Below are 15,711 nucleotides of genomic sequence, written 5' to 3'. Positions count from 1 at the left end.
TAGAAAGCTGACCGATATGTCGATGCCGCCGCTGTATGCCCTCCGCGCTTTTGAAACCGCCGCCCGCCTTGGCTCCTTTAGCAAAGCCGCTGCGGCGCTGCACGTTACCCCCGGGGCGGTCAGCCGCCATATCAGCACGCTTGAGGCCTGGTTTGACTGCCAGCTGTTTACCCGTCAGGGGCCAAAAGTGATGCTCACCGATGCGGGAAGGCAGCTCGCCAGCGCGCTGGCGGAAAACTTTGCCGCCATTGACAGCGCCTGCCAGACCTTGCGCCATCAGGCGGGCAAGCTGCGGCTGAAATCGCCGTCGACACTCACCATGCGCTGGCTGCTGGATGTGTTGCAGCGCTTTCGCCAGCAGCATCCGCGACCGGTCATAGAGATGAGCAGCGTGTGGATGGACAGAGACAGCGTAGACTTCAGCCGCGAGCCTTACGATTGCGCGATTCTGCTCGGCGATGGTCATTTCGGCGAAGAGACCTGCCACAGGCTGTTGTTTGCCGAATGGCTGGTTCCGATCTGCGCCCCGTCCATGGTCGAGGCCGCTCGCCAGAGATTATCCGCCTGCCCGCTGATTCATCCGACGACCGATCGCCGGGACTGGCGACGTTGGCTACAGCATGCCGGAGCGTTATCGCAGACCGGGATAAACCAGGGAATCGTCTTTGATAGTCTGGAACAAGGCACGATGGCGGCCATGAGCGGGCACGGGGTCTCGGTGGGCGATCTCTTTTTGAGTCTGCAAGCGATTCGCAGCGGCCTGCTGGCGCTTCCGTTCCCGCAGGCCGTTGCCACCGGCGAGGGCTATTACCTGGTGTGGCCCAAAAAGAGGCTTAATCCACAGCCTGTCGCCCTGCTGTATCACTTTTTACTCGCACATATCCCGGCGCCGTTCCCGGATGGATTAACCCGCCTGGGTCAGCCGCCAAAGTGACTGCGGTCCTGGCGGTTTACATAACATGTACCGCCTGCACAACCAGATATCCCGCCGCGCCCCAGATAAAAACCGACGCGAGAGAAACATAAACTAACGCACGAATACCTTTTTTAGACATACATCCTCCCGAAACCGGAGATAAGAATTAGCGGATATCATCGCCGGGGTAACATCTCTGTTTGTTCAACGGCAGAGAGGAATAACAATATTTGCGGTGAGAAAATGTTTCACATTGAAAGCAACTGAGAATGCTGTAAAGAAGTGCATTTTCCGCTGAAGAAATGTCTGTTTTTACTGCTCGCCGTCGCGTTCTGCGCATGACACTCCCGATCCCTCCGCGCGGCCCGCTTGCCTGTTTTTCGTCTGATTTGGTACTTTCCGTAACCCGATTTATGTTGCTTCCGCTAGCGCTTTCTGCGGAAATAACGCGATGGAAAGATGCGTGCTAACCGGTTGAGTTATCTTCATTCTTCCGCCAAAAAGAGCCGTTTTGAGGTAATTTTGTCCGCCGTGGGCTTTGATTAAAATTACTCTTAACTTTCATAAACTTAAATCTCCTGCTACTGTCAATATAGACAAAATCATCCCGGCGGCTTCATTCGCATGAAGTACGCAAAAGGATGCAATGTAGAAACATAATTTCTCCCCAGAGAGTGATATGCGTAGAGACGTACTGTTATTGCTGTGTTCATTTTGTTTGTTGTCCCCGTTTGCTCACGCTGATGATGACAGCATGAGTGCGAAAGATATCAAGACGCTTTTTTTCGGTCATGACGATCGCAAACCGGTCAACAATCCTGCCGAGGAACCCTGGGATGCCATTGGTCAATTAGAAACGGCCAGCGGCAATCTGTGTACCGCCACGCTCATTTCGCCGCATCTGGCGCTGACCGCCGGTCACTGTCTGCTGACGCCGCCAAAAGGCAAGCCGGATAAACCCGTTGCGCTACGCTTTATTTCCCGCAAAGGCGGCTGGGTGTATGAGATTCACGGCATTGAAGGTCGCGTCGACCCGTCGCTGGGTAAGCGGCTCAAAGCCGATGGCGACGGCTGGATTGTCCCGTCGGCGGCTGCGCCCTGGGACTTTGGCTTAATCGTTTTACGCTACGCGCCGGGCGGCATCACGCCGATCCCGCTGTTTAGCGGCGATAAAGCCGATCTCACCGCCGCGCTGAAGGTGTCTGAGAGAAAAGTCACCCAGTCCGGCTACCCGGAAGACCATCTGGATAATTTATACAGCCATCAGGACTGCATTGTGACCGGCTGGGCGCAGACCACGGTGCTGTCTCATCAGTGCGATACGCTACCCGGCGACAGCGGTTCGCCGCTGCTGTTGAAAACCGATACCGGCTGGCAGGTCATTGCCGTACAGAGTTCAGCGCCCGGTCCGAAAGATCGCTGGCGGGCGGATAACCGGGCGATTTCGGTGACCGGTTTTCGTGACAAGCTGGAAGCGCTGGCCGGTGAGTAAACGATCAGCCCTGCTGCTGGCGCAGCTGTAGCAATGATGTGATCGGCATCGGTTCGCTGAAGTAAAAACCCTGCAACCGATCGCATCCCGCCCGCCGCAGCAGCGCCAGCTGCTGCTGATTCTCAACCCCTTCGGCCACCACCGTCATTCCCAGCGCTCCGGCGATACGCACGGTCCCGCGAACCAGTTCCGCGGCCTGGGCATCTACATCCACCAGCCCGGCCAACGATTTATCAATTTTAAGCGTGTCGAAGCGAAAACTGCGCAGATAGCCGATGCTGGAATAGCCAATGCCAAAATCATCCAGCGCAACCGCGGCCCCCAGCGCTTTCAAATTTTCAATCGCCGCAAGGGCGCGGGCGGGATTTTCCATCACATAGCTCTCGGTCACCTCGATTTGCAAACGGCGGGCCGGAAAATGGCAGCGGGCGAGCACCTGGACGACGCGCGTTTCAAACTCCGGGTCGCGAAACTGTGCGGGCGAGATATTCACCGACAGCATCAATTCCCCGATGGACTGAAGATCGCAGCAGGCCCGGTAGAGCGCAAACTGCCCCAGCGCATAAATCAGACCGCTGCTTTCCGCGATGCCGATAAAGACATCCGGCGGCAGCGGCCCTTCCGGCCGACGCGGCCAGCGCAACAGCGCTTCGACCCCCTCCATCACCAGGGTATCGGCGTTAACAATCGGCTGGTACCAGACATCAAATTCATCGTTTTCCAGCCCCTGGCGAATGCCGTTTTCGATATTCAGCTGATATTGCCGGGTATCGTTGAGGGTCTCGTCATACCAGGAGGTACGCCCTTTCCCCGATTTTTTCGAGTGATACATCGCAATATCGGCCCGGCGAAACAGCTCGGTACTCGGACAGGATGCGGGCGTGCCGCTGGCAATACCGATGCTGGCGCTGATGTAAATTTTCCGCTCATTAAGCTTCACCGGCGACTTCAGCATCTCCAGCACCGCCCACGCAAAAGCCGATGCATGATCCACCGCCTGCTCCCCGCTGATGGTCATGGCAAACTCATCGCCGCCCATACGGGCCAGCAGACCGTCGCCCGGCACCCGCTCCTGCAGCTCCCGCGCAATATGGGCAATCAGCGCGTCGCCGACCTCATGCCCATAGTTGTCGTTGACATCCTTAAACCCGTCGAGATCAATAAACACCACGCACTGGGTCTCATGCTGCGACTTATCGCACTCCTGATTCAATCGCCCGATCAGCGCCCGGCGGTTGGGCAACTGGCTGAGCCAGTCGGTCAACGCGATTTTACGCGCCAGCTTCTCTCCACAGGAGAGTTTGTACAGCCCGAGGCAGCTGAAGAGAATAAACAGCAGGATCAGGCTGGCGGCCACCAGGGCGATAAGCCGGATACTGTTCGACGCCGCATGCGCCGCCTCCGCGCCGGGTAGACGCGGCTGCCAGCTGAGATAGCCAATGATCTCCCCGCCATGGGTACGCAGCGGAATGCTATATTCACCGCTGCCCTCCGTCTCATGCAGGCCGTTAATCTGAAAAGTATTCCCCAGTTTTTGCAGCATCTCGGCATTGATATGCCGGGTGACCACCAGGTAGCGACGCGTATCATCATGCACCTGTAAGCGCCCCAGCGTCGGGCGAATCAGTCCGATACCAATAAAGGCGATGCCTTCACGGGTGCGGGTAATACCGGCGTAGGCGCCTTTGCCGCTGCGCAATGCTTCAGCATGCCGGGCGATGAGCGATTGCAAACCGCTGCCAAAAAAGCGTATGTCGGTTTCGTTAAAGGCCTGGCTGCGAAACGATCCCCACAGCACGCGATAGTGCTGATCGAGCACAAAGGTACCGTCGTAAAGATTGTTGATTTTGAAGCCCGAGCCCCAGGAGTCATACAGCCAGCCGGTATTCAATACCGGGGCGTAGGTTTGTTTAACCGCGTCGTCCCAAATCGAGTTATCCAGTACCAGCGAGAGAACGCGGTTCACCGATGTCTGCACCGCGCCATCCACCGAAAGAACGGAGCGATGTCTGTCGATTTCATTTGTTTTAATACTAATCAGATGCTGGGAAAGATAGATTAAAGAAATAACAGAAACAATGAGGCCGATACCGGCGAGGAAGATCATGACCGAAAGCGTTTTGGCCGAGGGAAGATTGCGCCAGCCAGGCAAATTAACCATTCTTTGTCCTCATCACGGCTAAAGGTAAACGCGCCGCCAGTACTCTTTTTTAAAGAATAATACAGAGAACAAATTTTGCCGCCCGCGGGAGCAGGCGGCATCACATTACGCCAGTTTAATCAGCACCATCCCGGTCACCAGCAATATCACGCCAATCCAGCCTTTATGATTTAAGCGTTGGCCGAACAGAATCCATCCTGCGGCAATCGTGGCGGCAATACCGAAACCGCCCCACAGCGCATAGGCCACCGACAGGTCAATGCCCTTCACCGCCTGCGAGAGCGCGCTGAAGGCACCCAGCACCGCCAGCAGCGACAGTATGCCGTATACTTTACGACGAAAACCGTCTGAAAATTTCAAAAAGACGTTAGCGACAATTTCCAGCACGATGGCCAGCGCCAGCCAGGCGCCGTGAATCCACTCAAACTGTTGCATGGGCCGCCTCCGTTGGCTGCTTCGCCGCTTTTTGGGTACCGGATTTAATTAACACGATCCCGACCACCAGCGTCGCCAGCCCCGCCATTTTGATCGGCGAAAGCGCTTCATCAAACAGCAGGACGCTGAATAAAGTGATCAGCAAAATACCGATACCCTCCCACAGGGCATAGGCCACACCGAGGGCGATTTTTTTAACGGCAAAAGCCAGAAATATATAGGAAAGTGCAATCATCACCAGCATTAAAATAAAGCCGATGTGTCCACCGCTGACGCTGGCCCATTTCATAGAAAGTGTGCCGGTAATTTCAGCAACGATTGCTAACGCTAATAAGATCCAATAAAACATAATCCTTCTCCTGCTAGAGAATATAATCCACCGCGGCTTACAGCGAAGGTAAACCGGAAAAATTCTGAGATTGTTTAGCCGTGCGCAGGGCGCCAGCTCAGGCAGAGAGAAAGGACTAAAGCGCGGAGCGCCAGTGTTGCTCGCCGGCAAAGCGGCAGCCAGGGAAGGAAACGGCAGGGTGAGTCGAAATATACATCCTGAACTGATTGTCCATAAAATTACAATTATCCGCGGTATTGCTTCTCGTCATTGCGGATGAGTATTGTCCTCGGTAGTTACACACAGTAAATTTGTACCATAATGCTACATTATACTCAAAGTCTTTGCACTTCTTTACGTCTGACATTTGATTTTGATTAGCTTTTACTGATGGCAATCGCCATTATGATGGCGCTTCACTTTTTTATTTTCGCCACCGAATTGTTTTCACCACCGTAGACGTTTTAGCCGGCGCAGTCATTCTGCCTGAGCGAGGCAGTTTTTGCTGATTTTACCCCGGCATTCGGGTCTACACTGTGAGGAAAACCGGTCATTTTTTCAGGGACACACATGGCTAAACCCATCATTACGCTTAATGGATTAAAGATTGTCATCATGCTGGGCATGCTGGTCATCATCCTCACCGGTATTCGCTTCGCCGCGGATATCATCGTCCCGTTCATCCTTGCGCTGTTCCTCGCCGTGGTCATTAACCCGGTGGTCCGGCTGATGATGCGCTGTCGGGTACCGCGCGTGCTGGCCATTTCGTTATTAATCAGCGCGATTGTCATGCTGGCGGTGGTTTTGCTGGCCTCATTAGGTACCTCGCTGAATGAACTGGCGCGCACGCTGCCGCAATACCGCACCTCCCTCAGCGAGCCGGTGCAAACCGTGACGCCCTGGCTACAGCGATTTGGGTTTACCGTTTCCGTTGTCGAGTTGAATAAATACATCGACCCCAACGCGGTCATGACGATGGTAACCAGCCTGCTTACCCAGCTGTCGAACGCAATGTCCTCAATCTTCCTCTTGCTGCTGACGGTGGTCTTTATGCTGCTGGAAGTGCCCCAGCTGCCGGCCAAGCTGCAACAATTGATGTCCAGACCGGTGGAAGGTATGGGCGCCATACAGCGCGCGATCGACAGCGTCTCTCACTACCTGGTGCTAAAAACCGCCATCAGTCTGGTCACCGGGATGGTGGTCTGGGGCATGCTGGTACTGCTGGACGTTCGCTTCGCCTTTATGTGGGGGCTGCTGGCCTTTGCCCTCAACTATATTCCGAATATTGGCTCGGTGCTGGCCGCCATTCCGCCTATTTTGCAGGTGCTGGTGTTCGGCGGACTGTACGACGCGCTGGTGGTGCTCACAGGCTACCTGGTGATTAACCTGGTGTTCGGGAATATTCTTGAGCCGCGGATCATGGGGCGCGGTCTGGGGCTATCGACGCTGGTGGTATTTCTGTCGTTGATTTTCTGGGGATGGTTGCTCGGACCGGTAGGCATGCTGCTTTCCGTCCCATTGACAATCATTGTCAAAATCGCGCTTGAGCAGAGCCCCGGCGGGCGGAGTATCGCCGTGCTGCTGAGTGATTTAAGTAAATAGATTTTGTTCGCGCTGGCGGTACAAGGCCGCCAGCGGCAGATTTCCCTTCGTCGATGCGTAAACACGCTGCTGTTGGCGAATTTCTCATGCCAGACGATCCCGACCTCAGGGTGCTTCTGACATCCGCCCCCCGCCTCTTCTTAGCGCTGTCTGGCAAAACGAGCGGAGCATCGTCGGCCGACGGAAAGCGTTGCCGACACCCGGCATTTGCGCATTGTCAAAGATGTTCACGCTCATGTAATCAGCTCGATTCCGCCCGGCAACGCATGATATCTCCTGCTGGCACGCCCTCGCATGTCTGCATTTTGCCCTTTAATTCCTCTCCTTCTGGTCCTCCTCTAGCCGACACCTTGAACCTCTGCTTCGATCGCCGTCACATAATTTCCCTTAGAATTATTACTCTCAGGCTAACAATCCTTTAGCGGGCTTAATTGATGCGCTGCCCGGCGCGTCGCACACTAACTTCCACACCAGGACAATCAAAACGATCTGTCGAATCAGGAGGTTAATAATGAATGCCGAACAATCGCCGGGGCGCGTCTGGAACCGTCGTCGTACGGAAAAGCAGCGGCGACTGGCCGCCGCGAACGTCTCCGGTAAGGTTATCCCCACCGACCAGCTGGTCGAGGCGCTGGAACATCTGCTGGCACCGGGCGACCGCGTCGTACTGGAGGGCAATAACCAGAAACAGGCCGATTTTCTCTCCCGCATGCTTGCGGAAGTGAACCCGCAAACTATCCACGACCTGCATATGATCATGCCCAGCGTCGGACGCAGCGAGCATCTGGATCTCTTTGAAAAAGGGATTGCCCGTAAGCTCGATTTCTCGTTCTCCGGTACCCAAAGCCTGCGGATTTCGCAGCTGCTGGAAGATGGTCTGCTGGAAATCGGCGCGATTCACACCTACATCGAACTTTACTCTCGCCTGTATGTCGACCTGTCACCCAACGTCGCGCTAATCGCCGGGTATAAAGCCGACCGCAAAGGCAACCTTTACACCGGACCCAGCACCGAAGATACCCCGGCGCTGGTCGAAGCCGCCGCCTTCCACGACGGGATCGTTATCGCCCAGGTGAACGAACTGGTCGACGACGAGTGCGATCTTCCGCGCGTCGATATCCCCGGCTCGTGGATAGACTACGTGGTGGTGGCCGATAAGCCGTTCTTTATTGAACCTCTCTTTACCCGCGACCCGCGCCTGATTAAACAAGAACATATTCTGATGGCGATGATGGCGATTAAAGGCATCTACGCGGAACATCAGGTGCAGTCTCTCAACCACGGGATCGGCTTTAACACCGCCGCCATTGAGCTGCTGCTCCCGACCTATGGTGAACAGCTGGGGCTGAAAGGCAAAATCTGTAAGCACTGGACGCTTAACCCGCATCCGACGCTGATCCCGGCCATCGAAAGCGGCTGGGTGGAAAGCGTCCACTGCTTCGGCGGCGAACTGGGGATGGAAGAGTACATCCGCGCCCGCCCGGATGTGTTCTTTACCGGCGCCGATGGCTCTATGCGTTCTAACCGCGCCTTCTGCCAGCTGGCGGGTCAGTACGCGGTCGATATGTTTATCGGCTCCACCCTACAGGTTGATGGCCTCGCAAACTCCTCAACCGTCACCCGCGGACGGCTTTCCGGATTCGGCGGTGCGCCGAACATGGGTCATGACCCGCACGGTCGCCGCCACGCGACCCCGGCCTGGCTGAACATGATCACCGAACCTGACCCGATGCAGCGCGGCAAAAAGCTGGTGGTGCAGATGGTCGAAACCTTCCAGGCCGGCGTGAAGCCGACCTTTGTGGAAAAACTTGATGCGGTAGAGGTGGCGAAAACCTCCGGCATGCCTTTAGCCCCGGTAATGATCTACGGCGATGACGTCACCCACGTGCTGACCGAAGAGGGTATCGCCTATCTCTATCGCGCGGAAAGCCTCGAAGAGCGGCGGGCAATGGTCGCCGCCGTGGCCGGCATCACCGACATCGGTCTGGGCGTCGATGCCAGACTCGTCGCCGAACTACGTCGCAGCGGCAAAGTGGTCTATCCGGAAGATATCGGTATTCGCCGCAGCGATGCGACCCGTTCCCTGCTCGCCGCCGGCAGCGTTGCCGATCTGGTCGAATGGTCCGACGGTCTTTACAACCCACCTGCCAAATTCCGGAGCTGGTAATGAAACTCCTGTCACAGACTCATGCCGGGCTGCAGGCCGAGACGCTGGCGTGGATCGCCCGCGACTGCCTGATCGACGAAGCGCGATTAAGCCCGAAGCCGGGTCTGGTGGACAGCCGGGGAAACGGCGCCCATCACGACCTGTCGTTAGATCTGATGGAGCGCTCGGCGCACAGCCTGACCCCGACGTTTCTGCAGCTGGCCCAGCAGAGCTGGCAGCGCCCGGCCGACATCGCCCTGCGCGAAACCATTGGCCGTTTAGGACGCGAAGGCGAACGGCAGATGATGGCGGCCACCGACGGCGTGAATACCCATCGCGGCGCAATTTGGGCTCTGGGATTACTGGTGAGCGCGAACGCGATGTTAAGCGCCAACGCCAGCGCGCAGCAGATTGCGGACACTGCCGGCCTGCTCGCCCGTCTGCCGGACAGCGCCGCGCCGAAGGTCTTCAGCAAAGGGCTGAAGGCGACGCACCGTTACCGGGTACCGGGCGCGCGTGAAGAGGCGCAGCAGGCCTTCCCGCACGTGATGAAACTGGCACTGCCCCAGCTGTTGCGCAGCCGCGCACAGGGCGCGGATGAAAACGCCGCTCGTCTTGACGCGCTGATAGCAATCATGACCTCGCTCAGCGATACCTGCGTGCTTTCACGCGCCGGAATGGCCGGTCTCAACGCGATGCAGGCCGGCGCGCGCGCCGTGTTGCGTGCCGGCGGCAGCGCCACGGTTCAGGGCAGCAAAGCGCTCGCCGAACTCGACGCGCAGATGCTCGCCCTCAACGCTTCGCCCGGCGGCGCCGCCGATTTGCTCGCCGCCACGCTGTTTCTCGACAGGGTCAGCCAGCCCGCGTCTTGCTCAATTTAAAGAGGATGTTATGGAACACATTACATTGTCATTCCCTGCCAGCCGTACCCTCAGCGGTAAAGCTCTGGCAGGCGTCGTAGGCTCCGGTGATATGGAAGTGCTGTTCACCGCGGCCATCGGCGACACGCTCAACATCGATATCACCACCTCCGTAGACAACAGCACTCACCGCTGGAACGCGCTGTTTGACCGTCTGAATCTGATCAACGGCCTGCCTGCGGGCACGCTGATTATTCACGACTTCGGCGCGACGCCGGGCGTGGCGCGCATTCGCATCGAACAGGTTTTTGAGGAGGTTTCCCATGCGTAACGACCGCAGCTTTATTGAATTACGCGCCCGTGAACGTGCCCGGACGCTGCTTGATCAAGGCAGCTACCGCGAACTGCTCGATCCGTTCGCCGGCATGATGTCGCCGTGGCTCGCGCCGCAGGGCGTGGTACCGCAGTCCGACGACGGCATGGTGGTCGCTCGCGGCACCATCAACGGCCAGTCTGCGGTGGTCATTGCCATCGAAGGTACCTTCCAGGGCGGTAGCATGGGTGAAGTCTCCGGCGCGAAAATGGCGGCGGCACTGGAACTGGCGGCCGAAGACAACCGCAACGGCATCCCGACGCTGGCGGTTCTGTGCCTCGAAACCGGCGGCGTGCGCCTGCAGGAGGCCAACCTCGGCCTCGCGGCGATTGCCGACATTCATGCGGCGATTGTGGACCTGCGGCGCTACACCCCGGTGGTCGGCATTATCGCGGGCACCGTCGGCTGTTTCGGCGGGATGTCTATCGCCGCCGCCCTGTGCAGCTATCTGATTGTCACCCGCGAGGCGCGTCTGGGTCTCAACGGCCCGCAGGTTATCGAGCAGGAAGCCGGAATCGAAGAGTACGATTCCCGCGATCGCCCGTTTATCTGGAGCATGACCGGCGGCGAAATCCGTTATGCAAGCGGGCTGGTCGATGCGCTGGTCGGTGACGGCATCGATGCGGTGAAATCGGCAATGAATGAGGCCATTGCCAAAGGCGTCCCGGCACAACACCGCAGCGATAAATATGCGGATTACCTGGCCCGCCTGACCCACTTCGATACCCGCCAGCAGGCGGATACCGCGCAGATCAAACAGCTTTTTGCCCGGGAGGTGAAATGATGACTCAGTCCAATAGCCGTGGGGCCGTATGGCTGGAAAAACTGGCGCCGAACGCGCCGCGCATGAACGGCCTGTGCCCTTCAGTACAGGTCGCTGACGGTGAACTGAACGGCGCAAGCGTGCGCTTCATCGCCGTGGTGCCGGATGCCAACAACCACTACCCGCGCGCCGCCAAAGGCGAAGTGGGTCTGCTGGAAGGCTGGACGCTGGCGAAAGTGGTCAATGAAACCATCGATGCCGACGCCAACAGCGACGTAAAACGCCCGATAGTGGCGGTCATCGACGTCCCAAGCCAGGCCTATGGCCGCCGCGAAGAGGCGTTCGGTATCCACCAGGCGCTGGCCGGTGCCGCAGGCGCGTATGCAAAAGCGCGCCTGGCGGGTCATCCGGTGATCGGCCTGATCGTTGGTAAGGCAATGTCAGGCGCGTTTCTGGCGCACGGCTACCAGGCCAACCGTCTGATTGCCATCAACGACAAAGGCGTGCTGGTGCATGCGATGGGCAAAGCGTCCGCCGCGCGGATCACGCTACGCACCGTCGAGGCGCTGGAAAAACTGGCGGCGACCATTCCCCCCATGGCCTACGACGTCAGCAATTACGCCACGCTCGGTCTGCTCTCCGACCTGCTCAATCTCAGCAATCCGGATGCCCCGTCTGATGCTGACCTGGCACTGGTGGAGATCAGCGTGCAAAAGGCCATTTCCGATGCGCGCAAAGACCCAACGCTGAAAAACCGTCTCGGCGCGGAAAATCGCCGTAGCTCTGCCCTGGTCCGCGAGCGGATGCGCGCCAGCTGGTAACGGGCAACATCAGAAGTACGTAAAAAAAGACCTGCCGAAAGCGGCTACCGTCGGGCGCAGCATAGCGCCCACGGCTCGCGGCTTTTAGAAAACTAAAAACATCGCAATTAGCCCAATACGCTGAATCATTCACGCTGGCCCAAGGCGGCAGCTGAGTCAATCCCCATGAGCTGAGTTGAGTCAGTGACCGGGAGCCGGGAAGGCAGCCAACGCACAGGCAGCGTGAAGGACGACGCGTATCTCTTTTTTTATCTACAGGTGAGTACTCTATGACTTATGTAATTGTTCATGCCCTGGCGCCGATTTTTCTCATCATGCTGCTGGGCTTCTGGGCCGGCAAAGCCAAAATGGTCGACAATAAAAACGTGTCGCTGCTGAATATCTTCGTGATGGACTTTGCCCTGCCGGCCGCGCTGTTCAGCGCCACCGTACAGACGCCGTGGGCGGGAATCGTCGCGCAATCCCCGCTGATTGTGGTGCTGACCGGCGCCATGTGGGTGACCTATGCGGCGATCTACTTCCTGGCCACCGGCGTGTTTAAAAAGTCGCCGCAGGACGCGGCGGTGCTGACCCTCACCGTGGCGCTGCCGAACTATGCCGCACTCGGCCTGCCAATACTCGGTAGCGTGCTGGGCGAAAGCTCCGCCACCTCGCTGTCCGTGGCGGTATCCATTGCCTGCGGCTCGGTACTGATGACCCCGTTTTGCCTGCTGATCCTCGAACGTGAAAAAGCGCGCGCCGCCGGGGAAAACAGCGGTTCTACCCTGGCGATGCTACCGGTGCTGATGTGGCGCTCGCTGAAAAAACCTATCGTCATGGGCCCGCTGCTCGGCGTGATCCTTTCGGCGATAGGCATCACCATGCCAGACCTGCTGCTGGCGGCGATCAAACCGCTGGGCCTCTCAGCAACGGCTGCCGCGCTGTTCCTGACCGGGGTCATTCTGTCTGCCCGTAAGCTGAAGCTGAACGCGATGGTCGGCATCGCAACCATCGCCAAGCTGCTGATCCAGCCGTTTATCGCCTGGGGTATCGTTCTGGCATTCGGGCTGCACGGTTCGGTGGCGATCACCGCTATCCTGATGATTGCGCTGTCTGCCGGTTTCTTCGGCGTGGTGTTCGGCAACCGCTTTGGCGTCCAGTCACCGGATGCCGAAGCCGTGCTGCTGTTGAGCTCCGTTCTGTGTATCCTGTCGTTACCGCTGTTTATTACTCTGACTTCCGGACTCTGATATGACCTTTACCCCGCGCCCGCACGATTTACTGTGGCTGAACAACGCCAACGCCTTACTGACCGTTGAGGAGGCGTGGGTGGCCACCCAGTGGCACCCCGGTTTGCCGGTGGTGGTGCGGCGCGATGTAAATGAAAACCATGATATTCCGGTGGGCGTGCGCGGCATGAAGCGCGAACAGCGCGCCGCCGGATGGGTGAAGGCAGAGGCGGTTTCCCGGGTGGTGACGCCGGAAGCGCTCACCGACCGCGAACGCCTGCTGCACTCACCGTTTGTTTCCCAGCCGCCGGTTCAGGCGGCTATTTTACTGACGACCTTCGCGTGGCCGTGGCTGTGGGGCATTACCGGCAGCACCGGCTATGCGCTTGCCAGCGAAATTCCCGTTCTGCACGCCGACAGCGATCTCGATTTGCTGATCCGCGCCCCTATGCCGCTGACCGGGGATGAGCTACGGCAGTGGCAGACGCAGGTTGCGAAACTGCCGTGTCGGGCCGACACCCAGATTGAAACGCCGTTCGGCGCCTTTGCGTTGAATGAATGGCTGCGCGATGGCCGCGTATTGCTGAAAACGTCCCGGGGCGCGCGCCTGACCACTACGCCCTGGCACAGGGAGGAAGCATGAAAATTCTCTTTACCTTTCCCGGTCAGGGAAACCAGCGCCCGGGTATGCTCGGCGTCATCCCTCACCGTGAGGCGATCCTCGCCGAGGCCCGCAGCGTACTCGGGGAAGAGATCGTCACCTTAGATAGCGTCGAGGCGCTCAGGCACACCCGGGCCGTGCAGCTGTGCCTGCTTATCACCGGCGTCGCCTGGGCGCGGGAACTACAGCGCCAGGGGGTCCAGCCGGATATCGTCAGCGGGTTGTCGATCGGCGCCTTTCCTGCCGCAGTCATCGCCGGGGCGCTGGATTTCGCCAGCGCACTGCGCCTGGTGGCGCGACGCGGCGATTTAATGGAACAGGCCTATCCGCACGGTTACGGCCTGACCGCGATTATGGGGCTGACGCGGGATCGGGTGGAGGCGCTGCTGATCGCGGGAGAGACCTACATCGCTAACCTCAATGCCGACACGCAGATTGTGATTGCCGGCACCGATGAGGCGATGGCGCGCGTAGCGCAGAAAGCGCTGGCCATCGGCGCCACTAAAGCACAGCGGCTGGCGGTCAGCGTTCCCTCGCACTGCGCGCTGCTGGACGCCCCGGCAGCCGCGCTGGCGCAAGCCTTCACACAGGTCTCGTTGCAGCGCCCGCGCTGCGCTTACCTGAGCGGTTCCACCGCGCGGGTACTGTGGGATCCGCAGCGGATCGCCGACGATCTGGCGATGAATATGGCGCGGACGGTACGCTGGCAGGAGACCGTCGTCGCAGCCCAGGAGCGCGACGCCCGACTGGCAATAGAGATGCCGCCCGGCGGTGTACTCACCTGCCTCACCCGCCAGGCGGGCTGGCAGGGAGAGAGTCTGGCGCTTGAGAGTAGCGGCGTGGCGGTCGTGCGTCATCTGGCGCAGCGGCTTAACGGTTAAGACTGCGGGCGTACATTCGCCCTTCTGCCGCCAGCGCCAGCAGATCGGCGTCACGTTCACGATGGTGGGCATAGACGATAGAGATCAGCTGGCGCATCTGGTAGGGTTCCGCCAGCTTTAACAGCTGCACATCGTTTTCATACACTTTCTTCATGCGTCCTGGCAGCAGCGCAAAACCGACGCCGGCCTGCACCAGGCTAATCATTGAGAAGATATCGTTCACCCGGGTCACAATTTCGGGTTCGAATCCCGCCACCTGAAAGGCTTCCTGGAACCCGGCATAGGTGGCAAATCCTTCGGCCAGCGAGACAAATTTGCGGTCTGCATAGTCGCGCAGGTCGGCAGGCAGCACGCTGTCGAGTTTTTCCGCCGCCGGTGCGGCGAGGAAAATATCGTCTTCAAACAGCGGGACCACATCAAAGGCAGTATTACTGAACTCCCCTTCATTGGTCGCGATCAGAATGGCGTCGAGAGCATCGTCTTCCAGCATATCCAGCAGCATCTGGTTGGATCCCATGGTCAGATCGAGCTCCAGTTCGGGCCGTCGTAGCTTCATACCCATAATAATTCGCGGCACCGTCTCAAGAGTTAGCGAGTAGAGTGTGCCAATGCGCAGACGCCCCTGGCCGACGCCGGCCACCTTGCGCGTCGCTTCCAGCCCGCGGGTCATTAAACTGGTGACATCCTGGCAATACTCCAGCAGTGTCCAGGCCGCCGGCAGCGGCAGTAAATTTCGCCCCTTATGTACAAACAGCGAACAGCCAACCCCCTCTTCAAGGGTATGCAGCGCCCGATGAACGCTCACCCCGCTGAGCTCCATGGCTTCGGCGGTTCTGGCAATATTCCCCTTAACCATAAACATCATAAATATCGACAGTTTGCGGAAGGTTATCTCCTGATTAATGTCGTCTTTCATTATTTTCGCCCCGTATTTCCGCTTTTTTCTTGTCAATTCAAGCCAGTATAACCACAATCCGCGGCGAAAGTTTTAACGGGGCGCAAGTTCAGGGCCTGTCGCATCTCCTCGCGGCGAGAACCGCTGCCGCCGTCAGTGATAAACCTGA

16 protein-coding genes are annotated in these 15,711 nt (G+C 58.3%); 11 read left to right on the top strand and 5 right to left on the bottom strand.

Annotation, left to right across the window (positions count from 1 at the left end):
- Window positions 1–16: 16 nt before the first annotated feature.
- On the top strand, window positions 17–934 hold the full coding sequence (locus AC236I_RS11725; RefSeq protein WP_032724363.1) for a LysR substrate-binding domain-containing protein: 918 nt from the start codon (window positions 17–19) through the stop codon (window positions 932–934).
- A gap of 661 nt (window positions 935–1,595) precedes the next feature.
- Window positions 1,596–2,408, top strand: coding sequence for a trypsin-like serine peptidase (locus tag AC236I_RS11720; RefSeq protein ID WP_004862464.1), 813 nt, complete (start codon window positions 1,596–1,598; stop codon window positions 2,406–2,408).
- A 4-nt stretch (window positions 2,409–2,412) separates the two neighbouring features.
- Here the strand turns inward: AC236I_RS11720 and AC236I_RS11715 are convergent, their stop codons facing one another.
- The 4 genes from AC236I_RS11715 to AC236I_RS11700 form a co-directional block, all read right to left on the bottom strand.
- Window positions 2,413–4,569 carry a putative bifunctional diguanylate cyclase/phosphodiesterase gene (locus tag AC236I_RS11715; RefSeq protein ID WP_004862467.1) on the bottom strand — a complete coding sequence of 719 codons (2,157 nt, stop codon included), beginning with the start codon at window positions 4,567–4,569 and terminating at the stop codon, window positions 2,413–2,415.
- 105 nt (window positions 4,570–4,674) lie between these two features.
- Complete coding sequence (gene mdtI, locus AC236I_RS11710) at window positions 4,675–5,004, bottom strand: multidrug/spermidine efflux SMR transporter subunit MdtI (RefSeq protein ID WP_004862469.1); 330 nt, start codon at window positions 5,002–5,004, stop codon at window positions 4,675–4,677.
- Entirely contained in the window at window positions 4,991–5,353 is a 363-nt protein-coding gene (gene mdtJ / locus AC236I_RS11705; protein ID WP_487608813.1) for a multidrug/spermidine efflux SMR transporter subunit MdtJ, read from the bottom strand. Before mdtJ ends, mdtI begins: the two co-directional genes overlap by 14 nt.
- Window positions 5,354–5,468: 115 nt before the next feature.
- Complete coding sequence (locus AC236I_RS11700) at window positions 5,469–5,549, bottom strand: hypothetical protein (protein ID WP_463732742.1); 81 nt, start codon at window positions 5,547–5,549, stop codon at window positions 5,469–5,471.
- A 353-nt stretch (window positions 5,550–5,902) separates the two neighbouring features.
- Between AC236I_RS11700 and AC236I_RS11695 the strand changes: the two genes are divergently transcribed.
- The 9 genes from AC236I_RS11695 to mdcH all read left to right on the top strand — a co-directional run bounded on the left by AC236I_RS11695 (window position 5,903) and on the right by mdcH (window position 14,647).
- Entirely contained in the window at window positions 5,903–6,934 is a 1,032-nt protein-coding gene (locus AC236I_RS11695; RefSeq protein WP_004862473.1) for an AI-2E family transporter, read from the top strand.
- Between the two features lie 511 nt (window positions 6,935–7,445).
- Window positions 7,446–9,101, top strand: coding sequence for a malonate decarboxylase subunit alpha (gene mdcA / locus AC236I_RS11690; protein WP_487608812.1), 1,656 nt, complete (start codon window positions 7,446–7,448; stop codon window positions 9,099–9,101).
- Window positions 9,101–9,961, top strand: coding sequence for a triphosphoribosyl-dephospho-CoA synthase (locus tag AC236I_RS11685; RefSeq protein WP_134936442.1), 861 nt, complete (start codon window positions 9,101–9,103; stop codon window positions 9,959–9,961). The genes mdcA and AC236I_RS11685 overlap by 1 nt, the downstream gene beginning before the upstream one ends.
- Window positions 9,962–9,971: 10 nt before the next feature.
- On the top strand, window positions 9,972–10,271 hold the full coding sequence (mdcC, locus tag AC236I_RS11680) for a malonate decarboxylase acyl carrier protein (protein WP_004862481.1): 300 nt from the start codon (window positions 9,972–9,974) through the stop codon (window positions 10,269–10,271).
- The gene (locus AC236I_RS11675; protein WP_032717519.1) at window positions 10,264–11,097 is read left to right on the top strand and encodes a biotin-independent malonate decarboxylase subunit beta; all 834 of its coding nucleotides are present in this window, start codon (window positions 10,264–10,266) and stop codon (window positions 11,095–11,097) included. Before mdcC ends, AC236I_RS11675 begins: the two co-directional genes overlap by 8 nt.
- Entirely contained in the window at window positions 11,097–11,897 is an 801-nt protein-coding gene (gene mdcE, locus AC236I_RS11670) for a biotin-independent malonate decarboxylase subunit gamma (RefSeq protein WP_064359421.1), read from the top strand. The genes AC236I_RS11675 and mdcE overlap by 1 nt, the downstream gene beginning before the upstream one ends.
- Before the next feature lie 269 nt (window positions 11,898–12,166).
- On the top strand, window positions 12,167–13,126 hold the full coding sequence (locus AC236I_RS11665) for an AEC family transporter (RefSeq protein WP_004862487.1): 960 nt from the start codon (window positions 12,167–12,169) through the stop codon (window positions 13,124–13,126).
- A gap of 1 nt (window position 13,127) precedes the next feature.
- Window positions 13,128–13,748, top strand: coding sequence for a malonate decarboxylase holo-ACP synthase (locus tag AC236I_RS11660; protein ID WP_004862489.1), 621 nt, complete (start codon window positions 13,128–13,130; stop codon window positions 13,746–13,748).
- A complete protein-coding gene (gene mdcH, locus AC236I_RS11655; RefSeq protein ID WP_099843702.1) occupies window positions 13,745–14,647 on the top strand; it encodes a malonate decarboxylase subunit epsilon in 903 nt (300 codons plus the stop codon). Before AC236I_RS11660 ends, mdcH begins: the two co-directional genes overlap by 4 nt.
- Here the strand turns inward: mdcH and AC236I_RS11650 are convergent.
- Complete coding sequence (locus AC236I_RS11650; RefSeq protein ID WP_004862492.1) at window positions 14,637–15,563, bottom strand: LysR substrate-binding domain-containing protein; 927 nt, start codon at window positions 15,561–15,563, stop codon at window positions 14,637–14,639. The genes mdcH and AC236I_RS11650 overlap by 11 nt on opposite strands.
- Between the last annotated feature and the right edge of the window lie 148 nt (window positions 15,564–15,711).

This window comes from Klebsiella sp. Sb-30, assembly GCF_057652795.1.
The sequence above is the reverse complement of the archived record's forward strand: the minus strand, read 5'-3'. Positions and strand labels throughout refer to the sequence as shown.

Excerpts from the sequence above, each read along its gene's own strand:
- AC236I_RS11725 (WP_032724363.1), top strand. The coding sequence starts at position 17 with ATGTCGATGCCGCCGCTGTATGCCCTCCGCGCTTTTGAAACCGCCGCC.
- AC236I_RS11720 (WP_004862464.1), top strand. The coding sequence starts at position 1,596 with ATGCGTAGAGACGTACTGTTATTGCTGTGTTCATTTTGTTTGTTGTCC.
- AC236I_RS11715 (WP_004862467.1), bottom strand. The coding sequence starts at position 4,569 with ATGGTTAATTTGCCTGGCTGGCGCAATCTTCCCTCGGCCAAAACGCTT.
- mdtI (WP_004862469.1), bottom strand. The coding sequence starts at position 5,004 with ATGCAACAGTTTGAGTGGATTCACGGCGCCTGGCTGGCGCTGGCCATC.
- mdtJ (WP_487608813.1), bottom strand. The coding sequence starts at position 5,353 with ATGTTTTATTGGATCTTATTAGCGTTAGCAATCGTTGCTGAAATTACC.
- AC236I_RS11700 (WP_463732742.1), bottom strand. The coding sequence starts at position 5,549 with ATGTATATTTCGACTCACCCTGCCGTTTCCTTCCCTGGCTGCCGCTTT.
- AC236I_RS11695 (WP_004862473.1), top strand. The coding sequence starts at position 5,903 with ATGGCTAAACCCATCATTACGCTTAATGGATTAAAGATTGTCATCATG.
- mdcA (WP_487608812.1), top strand. The coding sequence starts at position 7,446 with ATGAATGCCGAACAATCGCCGGGGCGCGTCTGGAACCGTCGTCGTACG.
- AC236I_RS11685 (WP_134936442.1), top strand. The coding sequence starts at position 9,101 with ATGAAACTCCTGTCACAGACTCATGCCGGGCTGCAGGCCGAGACGCTG.
- mdcC (WP_004862481.1), top strand. The coding sequence starts at position 9,972 with ATGGAACACATTACATTGTCATTCCCTGCCAGCCGTACCCTCAGCGGT.
- AC236I_RS11675 (WP_032717519.1), top strand. The coding sequence starts at position 10,264 with ATGCGTAACGACCGCAGCTTTATTGAATTACGCGCCCGTGAACGTGCC.
- mdcE (WP_064359421.1), top strand. The coding sequence starts at position 11,097 with ATGACTCAGTCCAATAGCCGTGGGGCCGTATGGCTGGAAAAACTGGCG.
- AC236I_RS11665 (WP_004862487.1), top strand. The coding sequence starts at position 12,167 with ATGACTTATGTAATTGTTCATGCCCTGGCGCCGATTTTTCTCATCATG.
- AC236I_RS11660 (WP_004862489.1), top strand. The coding sequence starts at position 13,128 with ATGACCTTTACCCCGCGCCCGCACGATTTACTGTGGCTGAACAACGCC.
- mdcH (WP_099843702.1), top strand. The coding sequence starts at position 13,745 with ATGAAAATTCTCTTTACCTTTCCCGGTCAGGGAAACCAGCGCCCGGGT.
- AC236I_RS11650 (WP_004862492.1), bottom strand. The coding sequence starts at position 15,563 with ATGAAAGACGACATTAATCAGGAGATAACCTTCCGCAAACTGTCGATA.